This window comes from Rhodococcus sp. KB6, assembly GCF_001445685.1.
GTDB classification, from domain to species: domain Bacteria; phylum Actinomycetota; class Actinomycetes; order Mycobacteriales; family Mycobacteriaceae; genus Rhodococcus_F; species Rhodococcus_F qingshengii.
In genome coordinates this window covers 18,616-30,281 of sequence record NZ_LNAK01000098.1, presented here as the reverse complement: position 1 = coordinate 30,281, position 11,666 = coordinate 18,616, and the positions used below count along the sequence as shown (strand labels likewise).

Sequence of the window (11,666 nt, the reverse complement as noted above, 5' to 3'; positions counted from 1 at the left end):
GGTTTCCACGATCCGTGCCTTGTCCTCCGGGCGCAGGTCGGCGTGCACGTCGTCGATCCCGACGTCGGCGGCCAGCGCCTGGGCGGTGCGTTCGTTGTCGCCGGTGAGCATCGCGACGGTATATCCGCCGCGTCGTAGCCCGGCGATCACCTCATGTGCTTCCGGTCGGAGCTCGTCTCGTACGGCGACTGCCCCGATGACGGTTCCGGCGCGCTCGATCCACGCCACGAGTTCCCGAGACCTCTCACCGATGGCGTGGCCGCCGCACCCGGACTGAGTCGTCTCGACGGATGCGCCGACGTGTGCGTCGGCTACCCAGAAAGCGGTACCTCGCCTGGGCACTCGACGACCCAGACGGCCCACCCCCTCGGGTGGGCGCCCGAGAGGAGCGAACGGCCTACCCGAGCGTATACCCCCAGGGGTACTTGCATACCCCCCTGGGTATATGCAACAGTGGGTAGACGCTCGTCAGAAAGGACTGTCTATGTGTTACTCCGTCCCGTGCCCGATATGCGACAAGATCGCGTGGGCAGGTTGCGATCGACATGTCGACGACGTCACGAAGGATGTTTCACGGCCTCGGCAGTGCACCTGCTCTGCTGAGACCGTTGGTCCTATCGATCGGCGCCAGCGCCTCGCGATCGCTGTTTCGCCGCCAATCCCGGTCGCGAGTGCAAGGGCCTAACCTTCCAATTGGGTCAGGTTTACCGAGGTCTAGCTCGCTCATTTGAATACCCCCGCCCGTATTTTAGGAGAAGTTATGTCTGTGCCCGACACCGTGACGGCCACCGGTCGTGACGATCGTGATCGCGTATCTACACCCGGCATACTCGGACGCCTGGGAAGCGCGATGGTCGCACGCCGCCGATGGGTGTTCGGTGTCTGGCTGATCGCGCTTGTCGCGCTCGGATCTGCAGCGCCGTCGGTTTTTTCGTCACTGGCGGGTGCTGGGTGGCAAGCCAACGGATCCGAATCGGTCCAGGTCCGTGAACTCGCGCAACAGCATTTCGGCGGGAACTCCTCGGCCGCGGTTCAGGTGGTGGTCCATTCGGACACCGCGTCGATCGACGATCCCACCGTGCAGCAGAGACTCATCGACGTCACAGCTGTGTTCGACGGTGACACCCGGTTCGGTGCCGTCATCGCCCCACAGCCTGGTATGACCATCAGCCCCGACGGCCACACCGGCATCCTCATCGCCGGCGCCAACGCAAACACGGACGACATGGTCAAAGCCGTCGACGATGTCAAAGACGAGCTGACCGCACTCTCCGGCGACGGTATCGAGGTCTATCCCACCGGATCCTCCGCGTTGTGGTCCGACTTCAACAAAGCCAACCACGATGCGATGATTCAGGCTGAACTATTCTCTTGGCCAGTCACTTTGGCGATCATGGTGCTCGCATTCGGCTCCCTCGTCGCTGCCGGGCTGCCGCTGTTGCTCACAGTGGCCGGACTCGTCGCCTCCGCCGGCGGTTTGGTGCTGCTCAACGAGGTCACACCGATCTCGGTATGGGCGATGAATTTCGCGATGATGTTCGCCCTCGCTCTCGGCATCGACTACGCCTTGTTCATCGTCGCCCGCTTCCGCGACGCCCTCCGTACGGCCGATCCACGAGCAGCCGTTGCCGAAACCATGGACACCGCAGGCAAAGCGGTGATCCTGTCCGGACTTACCGTCCTGGTCAGCCTCTCGGCAGTGCTGCTCGTTCCCGCACCGGCCGTGCGCACCATGGCCGTAGGCATCATGCTGGCCGTCACGTTCGTTCTGATCGCCACCATGACACTTCTTCCGGCCACGCTGGGCGCACTCGGCCCCAAGGTCAACGCAGCATCCCTGCCTTACGCGAAACGCCAACAGCACCGATCCCCGAAGTTCGCTGCGTGGGGCGAATTGCTTCACAAGTACCCATGGCCGTTCGCGCTGGTCTCCGTCGGCATCCTCGTCGCCCTGGCCTTACCTGTCCTGGGACTGAAGGTGGCAATGCCGTCCATCGCTGTCGTTCCCGACGATGCGCCCGTTCGGCAAGGTTACGAGTTGGTTCAGGCCCAGTTCGGTGACGGGGCACCCGGCGCGCTGCAGATAGTTGTCCCGTCTTCCGATGCGGCTGCTACCGCCGCGGCAGCGAGCAGCGTCGACGGGATCTCGATGGTCACCCCGCCCACACCATCAACAGACGATTCGAACTACACACTGCTGCAAGCGTTTCCTGCCGTGGACCCTTCCGCAGAGGCCATGGGCACGATCCTCGGTGACCTACGCGCACAACTACCGGAGTCCGCGCTCGTCGGCGGCGCGCCAGCGGAGAACCTCGACCTGCAGCAAGCCCTGAACGACTACCTACCGTTGGTTATCGGGATCATCCTCGCCCTCGGCTTCATCCTGCTGCTCGTCGCTCTGCAGGCACCACTGATCGCGATCCTCGGCACCGCCGTCAGTTTGCTGTCGACCGCCGCAGCGTTCGGGGTTGCGAAGCTGATCTTCCAAGACGGACACGGATCGTCGCTGCTCGGCTTCACCCCTCAAGGTTTCCTCGACGGCTGGGGGCCGGTGTTCTTCTTCGCGATGATCTTTGCCATCGCCATGGACTACACCGTGTTCCTGCTCGCCACCGCGAAAGAACACTACGAGAAGACCGGGGACCCGAAGGCTGCTCAGGTCGACGGCCTCGCGCACTCCGGACGCGTCATCTTCGCCGCTGCGGCGGTCATGGTCGCCGTGTTCTTCACCTTCGCGCTCTCCGATCCGCTCCCACCCAAAGAAATGGGCATCATCCTCGGCGTCGCGGTGTTGCTCGACGCCTTCCTGATCAGGCTGATCCTGCTCCCAGTCCTGCTCCGGCTGAGCGGTCACGCTGCATGGTGGGCACCGGCCTGGCTGCGCAGAATGTTGCCGTCGATCCGCTTCTCGCACTGACCATTACAACACCTCACGGAGGAATCATGACCGATCCGAACATCACGCATTCGAGCACGTCTGCCGGGTGGCCGATCGAACGTATCGTCCCCGCACTGGCCGCCGGCGTCACCGCCACGGGCCTGACCCTCGGCGAACTCCACGCACCACGGTGGAGGCTGCTCAGCGCCTTCGCCGCCGCGAACCTCGCCCTCTACGCCGCGGTCGGCTGGTGCCCGGCAAGTGCGCTTCTCACCAGAGCGGGCGTACCAAGTCTTCGCCACCCCCGAAGCGGATAGGCACACAATTGCCGCAGTTCGACGAACGGAAGGAATTCTCCACCATGACCATCGCACTCTCGACCACCTTGACCGACACCGACTTCGAGACGGCGGTCACCGCCACCAAAGCAGCACTGTCCGAGCAAGGCTTCGGTGTGCTGACCGAAATTGACATGCAGGCCACCCTGAAAGCCAAACTTGGCACAGACATGGAGAAGTATCTGATCCTAGGCGCGTGCAATCCCACGCTTGCACACCGCGCCGTAGGAATCGTGCGTGAGATCGGCCTGCTACTGCCCTGCAACGTCGTCGTCCGTGCCGACACCACCGCCGGATCGGTCATCGTCGAGGCGATGAACCCGGACCTCATGGTCCAAGTGACGGGCGAACCAGCACTGTCAGATGTCGCGGCCGAGGCCACCACCAAACTCCAAGCCGCCCTGGACACGCTCGGCAGTCGGGATGCAGTGCGCAGTTGATGACGTTGACCCTGGCGCTGGCGCTCGGCCTCACCGTCGGAATCCTGCTCGGTCTCCTCGGAGGCGGTGGATCGATCCTCGCTGTCCCGATCCTCGTGTACGCCCTCGGGTTCCCCCTGCCGGAGGCGATACCGACTTCGCTGTTGGTGATCGGTGTCGCCTCCGCGGTCGGGGTCATCTCCAAGGTGCGGGCGCGGCTCATCGAATGGCGACTCGCGGCAATCTTCGCCGCCACCGGAGTCCTCGGCACCCTGGCCGGCACTGCCCTTGGCAAGCATCTACCTGAAACTGCCGTGATGATCGGCTTTGCGATCGTCATGATCCTCGCGGGGGCACGCATGCTGCGCAGCCCCGACAATCCCGGAACCGCCTGCAGGACGAGCAATTCCGGGATCAACTGGCGCCGATGCGCACCTCGGTCCATACCGACCGGATTCGGCGTCGGTGTCCTTACCGGACTGTTCGGCGTCGGCGGGGGCTTCTTGATCATCCCCGCATTGGTTCTGCTGCTGGGAATCGAGATGAGTGTCGCCGTCGGAACCTCTTTGGTGGTCATCGTCGCCAACTCCGCCGCCGGACTCATCGCTCAGGCCGACGGCCTCGGTGGAAACTGGCCCTTGACGGCAGCGTTCGCAGGTTCAGCCATTGCGGGTTCGTTGGTGGCCGGACGATTCGGTACACGCATCGCCACGGACTCACTTCGGCAGTGGTTCGCCTACCTGGTGTTTGTCGTGGCAGGTTACGTCCTCATCGACACTCTCGTTCTCGGATGATCTACCGTGCACCCCGTTGGATGCCCCCGGGGGTAATCTGGCAATTTCTGGCATCATCATGCATCTGAAGGAGACCCCATGATCGGCGACGAAGACAGCATCGCATTGGTCCTCAACCGCCTCCGCCGCGCACACGGCCAACTCTCGGGAGTGATCGGCATGATCGAGAACGGACGCGATTGCAAAGACGTTGTCACCCAGCTCGCCGCTGTTTCCAGGGCCCTCGACAAAGCGGGCTTCAAGATCGTCGCTACCGGTCTCCGAGAGTGTATGACAGGCGAAGCGGCAGACAACAAAGAACCCATGACCGAAGCAGAACTGGAAAAGCTCTTCCTGGCGCTGGCCTGAACGCCCGCTTCACATCAGGAACGAGGCCGACCGACAACATGTAGGAGCTCCCCATGAGCACGACCGACCCGGACATCGCCATCATTGAAACTTCCAGCCTCGGCGACCGCAGCTATCTGATCAGCCACGACGGTATCGCCGTGGTGATCGATCCACAACGCGACATCGACCGCGTCCGGGCGCTGGCAGCAGAAAAGAACGCTGTCATCACCCACGTGCTGGAAACTCACATCCACAACGACTACGTCACTGGCGGCCTGGAACTTGCGCGCGCCACGGGTGCCGAATACGTCGTCCCGGACGGCGATCCGGTCGAATACGAGCGCCGAGCAGTCGTCGACGGCGATGTCGTCGACGCGGGATCGACGACGTTCGAGGTCATGCACACCCCAGGGCATACTCATCACCACGTCAGTTACGTTCTGCACCGGCGCGGCGAGCCGATCGCAATCTTCACCGGCGGCTCCATGCTCTACGGGTCCACCGGGCGTACTGACCTGCTCGGCTCCGAGCACACTGATGAACTGACCCACGCGCAGTACCATTCGGTCCGCCGCATCGCGGCCGAACTGGCCGCTGAGGTGGAGGTCTACCCCACACATGGGTTCGGTAGCTTCTGTGCCGCAACTCCGACCAGCGGGGACTCATCCACCATCGGTGAACAGCAGCAGTCCAACCCCGCACTGACTCAGGACGAACACACCTATGTCGACGAGCTGATCGCGGGCCTGTCTGCATATCCCGCGTACTACGCCCATATGGGCGTCATCAACACCAAAGGGCCGGCCCCGATCGACCTGTCCATGCCCGAGCCCGTCGATCCAGACGAACTACGTCGCCGCATCGACGCCGGGCAATGGGTCGTTGACCTACGAGCACGCACCGCTTTCGCCGCCGGCCACGTCGATGGCTCTCTCGGGTTCGAACTGTCGACCAGCTTCGTCACCTATCTCGGATGGCTTTATCAGTGGGGCGTGCCGTTGACGCTGATCGGTGAAACAACCGACCAGATCGCCGAGGCGACCCGCGAGCTGGCTCGGATCGGCATCGACAGTCCCTCCGGATCCGCCGTCGGTGAGATTCACTCGCTCGTCGGCGACGGAAAGGTCCGCTCCTACGATGTATCCGACTTCGCCGGACTCGCGGCGGCCACCGGCGAACGTGAGATAAGCGTCCTCGATGCGCGTCAACAGTCCGAGTACGCGGACAGCCACCTTCCTGGTGCCGTGAACATCCCCCTCCACGAGCTACCACACCGACTCGAGGAAGTTTCCGCGGCCGAAGTGTGGGTGCACTGCGCATCCGGTTACCGCGCATCGATCGCCGCTTCACTTCTCGACCGCGAACACCGCACAGTGGTCCTCATCGACGATGACTACGAGCATGCCGTGCAGCTCGGTCTCCACACATCGCCCGCCTGACGAATGCGCCGCCGCTGCGCAAGCCGCACGATGCGAGTGGTTCACGGGGCTGATCTCCCCGATTTCAGCAAACGGCCATCGGATAATTCCGACAGAGGGCAGGAAGCCCAACCCCTGCCCGTGCCGACGTCCGAGAAGGCGGCCACCGCTGGTCCAACGATCATTCGGGCGCCGTCCGAGTTTGTCGTTCTGCCAATTCGCACTGGATCTTCCGCTCGCCTTTGCTTCGGTGGCCGGACCGTTGTGACGCGCCATGCACGGCTCCGGCCGGGATGCGGTGCGCGGAGTCGCAGACATCCGAGTGCCCCGGCGACCGCGAGGAGCCGGGACGGATCAAGGTGCCACCGTGCCAGCAGTGTCGGTCATGCCGCGGCGGCGATCAGGCGGCCGATCACACCGGATTCGAGCAGGATGATGACGCCCAGCCCGATGAAGACTGTGGGCACGAGCCAGTGCTCGACGCGCTCGAGGGTGTCGATGACCTTCTTGTGGGTGCCGAGCATTCTGCCGGCGGCGCACCAGAGTCCGACACAGATCAGGAACACGGCGATGGTAACGATGGTCTGGGGCGCACCGAGAGTGCGGAAGACCGGGGTGTAGACGGCGATGTTGTCGGCGCCGTTGGCGATGGTGATGGCGGCGACGCTGATCGTCCCGGCCGCGAGGACTACGGGTTCACCGTCTCCGTCGCTGCGTAAGCCCTGGATCAGTCCCCAGATTCCTAGCGACAGGGGAAGTAACCCGAGTAGTCCAACCCAGTCCTCGGGCACGATCACCAACCCGAGGGCGGCGACCACACTGATCGCGACGAGGGTGATCAGGCCGAGGTACTGGCCGGCAACGATCTGCCATGCCCGCGGCCGTCCTTGACTGGCGGAGGCGACGAACAGGACGGTCAGTACGACGATGTCGTCGATGTTGGTGCCGGCGAACATCGCTACCGCCGCGGCGATGGTGCCGATCATCCTCGCATCCGGCGGCTGCCGCGGCGCGGCCTGATCTCGGGTATTGCTGTCATTTCGAACTCTCCTGTGCGGGCGGGGGATCGGCCGGGTCGTGGGTGGACTCAAAGATCAGTGATGCGACGAGCAGCACGACGCCGCAGGTGATGTAGGTGTCGGCGAGGTTGAAGGTGGGCCACCAGCCGGTGTGGAAATAGTCGGTGACCTTTCCGTCGACGGCACGATCGATCACGTTGGCGGCAGCTCCGGCGAGGATCGCCGACCAACCCACCGTCCCCACCAGTGAAGCGGTGGGGACGGTGCGCCAGGCGTAAATTCCGACGCCGAGAGTGATGGCGGCGGTGACCGCGAGGATGATCCAGGCCGGAAGCTGTTGGCCGATGCTGAACGCGACACCGCTGTTGTACGCCAACTTCAGTTGCAGCAATCCCATATCGACGGTGCGTGCACCGGAAAGGGTACGGCGCGCAACGGGTTCGGCCGACAGTGCGATCGCGATGAGAGCGAGACCGACGACCACGAGAATCACCCGCCGCGTGCTACCTGTGCGGATTGATCGAGCCGCTAATTCGCTCACGTGCGGGCCTCGACCTTCCCCGCCGGTGCGGGTACCGATCCGGTGGGGAAGGCTTGCGCGCGGCCGGCCCGGACACCGTTGGCGATGACCACGATCTCAGCGACCTCGTGCACCAGGACCACGGCGGCCAGGCCGAGAACCCCGAACAAGGCCAACGGCATCAGAACGGTGATGATCGCCAGCGACAGTCCGACGTTCTGCAACATGATGGTCCGGGAGCGGCGCGCGTGCGCCAACGCCTGCGGCAGGTGCCGCAGGTCCTCACCCATCAGAGCAACATCGGCGGTCTCGATGGCCACGTCGGAACCCATCGCGCCCATGGCAATGCCCAAGTCGGCGGTGGCCAGGGCGGGGGCGTCGTTGACACCGTCCCCGACCATTGCCGTCGGGCGGCTCGCACGCAAGGTTTCCACGATCCGTGCCTTGTCCTCCGGGCGCAGGTCGGCGTGCACGTCGTCGATCCCGACGTCGGCGGCCAGCGCCTGGGCGGTGCGTTCGTTGTCGCCGGTGAGCATCGCGACGGTGTACCCGCCGCGTCGTAGCCCGGCAACCACCTCACGTGCTTCCGGTCGGAGCTCGTCACGGACGGCGACCGCCCCGATGACCGTTCCGGCGCGCTCGATCAGCACCGCAGTGGCGCCGGCATGCTGCATCCGCTCGATATCCCCTGCCAGCGGACCCGGGTCGATCCAGCCCGGTCGACCGAGGCGCACAGGTATGCCGTCGATGGCCCCGGTCAGGCCCGCCCCTGTGACCGCGTCCACGTCGTCGGCGGGTGCGTAGTCGTCGACGGCGGCGAGAATCGCGCGAGCGAGAGGGTGCTCGCTGCGCGCCTCCAACGCTGCGGCCACCGCGAGAACGTCCTCGCGGCTGGCGCCGTCCGCCGTGGCCACATCGATCACGGCAGGCTGGTTGCGGGTGAGGGTGCCGGTCTTGTCCAACGCAACGGTGCGGATCCGGCCGAGGGCCTCGAGTGCACCGCCGCCCTTGACCAGGACACCGAGCTTGGACGCCGCACCGATCGCGGCGACAACGGTGACAGGGATCGCGATGGCCAGCGCACACGGGGAGGCGGCGACCAGCACCACCAGGGCGCGTTCGATCCACACCAGCGGATCGCCGAGCACACTGCCGACCGCGGCGATAACTGCGGCGACGATCATCACACCTGGAACCAGCGGTTTGGCGATCTTGTCGGCGAGGCGTTGCGCCTCGCCCTTGCGGGACTGCTCGGCCTCGACGATCCGCACGATTTTGGCCAGCGAATTGTCCTGCGCATCTGCGGTGACCTCGACTTCGAGGACGCCGGTGCCGTTGATCGATCCTGCGAACACCTCGTTGCCGGGACCGGCTTCGACGGGCACCGATTCACCGGTAATCGCGGAGGTGTCCAGAGCGGTGCGTCCGGTGCGGATGACCCCGTCGGTGGCGATCCGTTCCCCAGGCTTGACGACCATGAGCTCGCCGAGCTGGAGTTCGGAGGGCGGAACGGTTTCCTCGCGGCCGCCGCGGAGAACTGTCGCGGTGGCCGGCACCAGAGACAGCAAGGCCCGCAGGCCCCGGCGAGTGCGGGTGACCGCATACTCTTCGAGTCCCTCGCTGATCGCGAACAAGAACGCGAGCATGGCCGCTTCGCCCACCTCACCGAGCAGTACCGCGCCGACAGCCGCGATCGTCATCAGGGTGCCGACCCCGATCTTGCCCTTGACCAGGCGTGCGAGAGTGGACGGGACGAACGTGTAACCGGAAATGAGCAGGGCGCCCACCTCGAGACCGAGCCCGAGAGCATCCGGCCCACCGGCCAGGCCCACTATCAGCGCCGCGATCAGCAGCACGCCCGCAGCTGCAGCCGCCCGGATCTCGGTAACCTGCCACCACTTTTCGGGCCCGTGTTCTTCCTCGCCTTCGACGCGGGGTTCGTCGTGACCGCAACCGCATGCGTCACTCACGGCTATCTCCGATGGCGGTGCCGTAATTCGGGCACAAGGCAACCGCGTTCCCCGTCGCGGCAAGCAGCGTCTCCGCCGAGGCGAGTAGGTCCATCAATTCCGGCCGGGCCAGCGAGTAGAACACCTGCCGACCTTCCGGTCTGCCGTCGACCAAACCGCAATCACGTAGGCATGCAACATGTGCGGACACCGTCGACTGGGCGAGGCCGAGTTCACCGATCAAATCCGCAACCCGCGCCTCTCCTTCGGCGAGACGGCGCACGATCGACAACCGGGTGCCGTCCGAGAGACTGTGGAACAGTGCCACTGCCGCATCCAGGCTCGACCCGCTGCCGGTTGCGGCGAGGCATCCAGGCTCGTTATTCATCGTCATACGACGATGATAGCAATATTGGACGATTCCAGGAAGGGTGGACGCACTGGACTTGAAGTAGATGCGGTACGTCAGCCGAACGGTGGCCGGCCGACGTACCTCACCAGGAATGGCGAAGTGACATCTGTAGTTTGCGAGTTGCTCGCCACGGCATCACATGGGGGGACAGCAAGGACCCATCGCTCGACACAGCCAGTCGCACAACATCTCCAGTGGATTCATTTCATTCACCTCCTTCTGAGTGTTCATCGCCAGCGCGGCGACGAACGGTCCGAGTCACCTGCGGTTCCCGAACGTCATCCATAATGGACATTCCAGTGCGATGGAAGGTCAAGGATCTCGTGAAAATTGGTGAACTGGCCGCTCGAAGTGGCGTTGCCCCGAAAACGCTGCGTTTCTACGAGGACAGTGGGGTGATTCCCGTCCCGGTCCGAAAGTCCAACGGCTACCGGGACTACGGTCCGGAATCTCTTGCGCGTTTGCGGTTCGTCCGCAGCGCCCAGTCTGCAGGTTTCACCTTGCGAGAGATCCGCGAGATCCTCACCACCCATGACCGCGGGGCGGCTCCTTGTGAACAGGTCGTGGAGATGCTCTCGGAGCATCTTTCCCAGGTTCGTGGCAAGATCCGCGAACTTGCCACGCTCGAAACAAACCTTGTTGCTTTGCTGAGTCGAGCGGAAGGTGAGATTCCGTCGGAAGCCGACGATGTCGGTGTGTGCTGGATCCTGGAATCCGAGTCTCAGGAAGGTGTTGCCGAATCGTGAAATTGATTGCGGCCATGCATCCCTTCCTATTTCAGCAGGTTCGGCGCTCTGCAACGTGATGAGGTGCGCGAAGCGGTTGTAGTGGTGTTGTCGGTGTATTGATCAGTCAGGTACGGAAGTAGCGGCAGTGGGTGAATCCCGTTCGAATGCATTCCTCAGGGCAGTCACAGTGGGAGCGCCACCGACCGCGCCCACGGCGTCGCGGTAGAGCCTGCAGGACACGCTTGGCACCTGATCCGGTTCGGCAAAGGGGTCGTGGCCGTCAACGAGCAACGTCGGAGATCCCGCCATGCCCGCAAGTTCCGCTGATCGAGGATCTTCGATGATCACGTGGCGCAGTTCCCATTCGATCGGCACGCCTGAAAGAGCGTGCTCGATTCGTTGTTCGAGGAGCGGCACGTTAGGGCAGTCCGGGACCTGCAGAATTTCGAGATGCATCATGGTCGTCCTTTGTCGGTGTGCAGTGTCTGGAGCATGGGGCAGTGCCGGTCCGCTCGCGGTCGCGCGCAGGTGGACGCGAACTCGGTCAGCGAGGCCCGCATGCGTTGCAGATCTCGGATCTTTTCGCCGAACTCGGTGATCTTCGTCTGCGCCAGTCGCCGAGCGGTGTCGCAATCGTCCGGTCCGCCGCCGGCGAGATGGAGAAGTTCGTTGATTTCGTCGAGGCTGAAGCCGTGTTCTTGGGCGCGTTTGACGAACCGGACAATTTCGACAGTTTCGTCCGGATATGAGCGGTATCCCGAGGTGGATCGCGGCGGGTGCTGCAGGAGTCCGCGCCGTTCGTAGTACCGCAACGTCTGTACGTTCACCCCGGCGAGGGTGGCCAGTTCACTGCTACGCATG

General features: G+C 64.1%; 13 protein-coding genes and 1 pseudogene. 7 read left to right on the top strand and 7 right to left on the bottom strand.

Annotated elements, in window-relative coordinates; translation table 11 throughout:
• Positions 1-219: pseudogene (locus tag ASU23_RS34855) on the bottom strand (HAD family hydrolase); the annotation flags it as partial.
• Positions 220-850: 631 nt separating this feature from the next.
• On the opposite strand from ASU23_RS34855, the gene ASU23_RS12470 reads away from it, so the two are divergent.
• The 6 genes from ASU23_RS12470 (at position 851) to ASU23_RS12445 (ending at position 6,198) form a co-directional block, all read left to right on the top strand.
• Positions 851-2,917, top strand: a complete 2,067-nt coding sequence (locus tag ASU23_RS12470; protein ID WP_253741324.1) for an MMPL family transporter — start codon at positions 851-853, stop codon at positions 2,915-2,917.
• A 26-nt stretch (positions 2,918-2,943) separates the two neighbouring features.
• Positions 2,944-3,195 carry a YgaP-like transmembrane domain gene (locus tag ASU23_RS12465; RefSeq protein ID WP_003944652.1) on the top strand — a complete coding sequence of 84 codons (252 nt, stop codon included), beginning with the start codon at positions 2,944-2,946 and terminating at the stop codon, positions 3,193-3,195.
• Between the two features lie 44 nt (positions 3,196-3,239).
• The gene (locus ASU23_RS12460) at positions 3,240-3,656 is read left to right on the top strand and encodes a DUF302 domain-containing protein (protein WP_011133463.1); all 417 of its coding nucleotides are present in this window, start codon (positions 3,240-3,242) and stop codon (positions 3,654-3,656) included.
• Positions 3,656-4,429: a sulfite exporter TauE/SafE family protein gene (locus tag ASU23_RS12455; RefSeq protein ID WP_003944622.1), complete on the top strand. Its 774-nt coding sequence runs from the start codon at positions 3,656-3,658 to the stop codon at positions 4,427-4,429. Before ASU23_RS12460 ends, ASU23_RS12455 begins: the two co-directional genes overlap by 1 nt.
• Positions 4,430-4,507: 78 nt before the next feature.
• A complete protein-coding gene (locus ASU23_RS12450) occupies positions 4,508-4,777 on the top strand; it encodes a metal-sensitive transcriptional regulator (protein ID WP_003944639.1) in 270 nt (89 codons plus the stop codon).
• 53 nt (positions 4,778-4,830) lie between these two features.
• Positions 4,831-6,198 carry a rhodanese-like domain-containing protein gene (locus ASU23_RS12445; RefSeq protein WP_003944677.1) on the top strand — a complete coding sequence of 456 codons (1,368 nt, stop codon included), beginning with the start codon at positions 4,831-4,833 and terminating at the stop codon, positions 6,196-6,198.
• A gap of 362 nt (positions 6,199-6,560) precedes the next feature.
• Here ASU23_RS12445 and ASU23_RS12440 read toward each other — a convergent pair whose 3' ends face one another.
• From ASU23_RS12440 to ASU23_RS12425, 4 genes are read right to left on the bottom strand one after another with little or no spacing between them, the layout of a single operon-like run.
• The gene (locus tag ASU23_RS12440) at positions 6,561-7,163 is read right to left on the bottom strand and encodes a cadmium resistance transporter (RefSeq protein ID WP_020971550.1); all 603 of its coding nucleotides are present in this window, start codon (positions 7,161-7,163) and stop codon (positions 6,561-6,563) included.
• A 49-nt stretch (positions 7,164-7,212) separates the two neighbouring features.
• Entirely contained in the window at positions 7,213-7,680 is a 468-nt protein-coding gene (gene lspA, locus ASU23_RS12435) for a signal peptidase II (protein WP_225320461.1), read from the bottom strand.
• A 53-nt stretch (positions 7,681-7,733) separates the two neighbouring features.
• Positions 7,734-9,686 (bottom strand): cation-translocating P-type ATPase, encoded by a 1,953-nt coding sequence (locus tag ASU23_RS12430; protein ID WP_020971549.1) that lies wholly within the window; start codon positions 9,684-9,686, stop codon positions 7,734-7,736.
• Positions 9,679-10,059 carry a helix-turn-helix transcriptional regulator gene (locus ASU23_RS12425; protein ID WP_011133468.1) on the bottom strand — a complete coding sequence of 127 codons (381 nt, stop codon included), beginning with the start codon at positions 10,057-10,059 and terminating at the stop codon, positions 9,679-9,681. The genes ASU23_RS12430 and ASU23_RS12425 overlap by 8 nt, the downstream gene beginning before the upstream one ends.
• A 305-nt stretch (positions 10,060-10,364) precedes the next feature.
• On the opposite strand from ASU23_RS12425, the gene ASU23_RS12420 reads away from it, so the two are divergent.
• Positions 10,365-10,823 carry a heavy metal-responsive transcriptional regulator gene (locus ASU23_RS12420; protein ID WP_011133469.1) on the top strand — a complete coding sequence of 153 codons (459 nt, stop codon included), beginning with the start codon at positions 10,365-10,367 and terminating at the stop codon, positions 10,821-10,823.
• A 102-nt stretch (positions 10,824-10,925) separates the two neighbouring features.
• Here the strand turns inward: ASU23_RS12420 and ASU23_RS12415 are convergent, their stop codons facing one another.
• Positions 10,926-11,264 carry a hypothetical protein gene (locus tag ASU23_RS12415; protein ID WP_020971548.1) on the bottom strand — a complete coding sequence of 113 codons (339 nt, stop codon included), beginning with the start codon at positions 11,262-11,264 and terminating at the stop codon, positions 10,926-10,928.
• A complete protein-coding gene (locus tag ASU23_RS12410; RefSeq protein WP_011133470.1) occupies positions 11,261-11,665 on the bottom strand; it encodes a MerR family transcriptional regulator in 405 nt (134 codons plus the stop codon). The genes ASU23_RS12415 and ASU23_RS12410 overlap by 4 nt, the downstream gene beginning before the upstream one ends.
• Position 11,666 lies beyond the last annotated feature (1 nt).

Coding starts and splice junctions, on each gene's coding strand:
- ASU23_RS12425 (WP_011133468.1), bottom strand. CDS start 10,059: ATGACGATGAATAACGAGCCTGGATGCCTCGCCGCAACCGGCAGCGGG.
- ASU23_RS12410 (WP_011133470.1), bottom strand. CDS start 11,665: ATGCGTAGCAGTGAACTGGCCACCCTCGCCGGGGTGAACGTACAGACG.
- ASU23_RS12415 (WP_020971548.1), bottom strand. CDS start 11,264: ATGATGCATCTCGAAATTCTGCAGGTCCCGGACTGCCCTAACGTGCCG.
- ASU23_RS12445 (WP_003944677.1), top strand. CDS start 4,831: ATGAGCACGACCGACCCGGACATCGCCATCATTGAAACTTCCAGCCTC.
- ASU23_RS12465 (WP_003944652.1), top strand. CDS start 2,944: ATGACCGATCCGAACATCACGCATTCGAGCACGTCTGCCGGGTGGCCG.
- ASU23_RS12470 (WP_253741324.1), top strand. CDS start 851: ATGGTCGCACGCCGCCGATGGGTGTTCGGTGTCTGGCTGATCGCGCTT.
- ASU23_RS12450 (WP_003944639.1), top strand. CDS start 4,508: ATGATCGGCGACGAAGACAGCATCGCATTGGTCCTCAACCGCCTCCGC.
- ASU23_RS12420 (WP_011133469.1), top strand. CDS start 10,365: ATGGACATTCCAGTGCGATGGAAGGTCAAGGATCTCGTGAAAATTGGT.
- ASU23_RS12440 (WP_020971550.1), bottom strand. CDS start 7,163: ATGATCGGCACCATCGCCGCGGCGGTAGCGATGTTCGCCGGCACCAAC.
- ASU23_RS12460 (WP_011133463.1), top strand. CDS start 3,240: ATGACCATCGCACTCTCGACCACCTTGACCGACACCGACTTCGAGACG.
- ASU23_RS12455 (WP_003944622.1), top strand. CDS start 3,656: ATGACGTTGACCCTGGCGCTGGCGCTCGGCCTCACCGTCGGAATCCTG.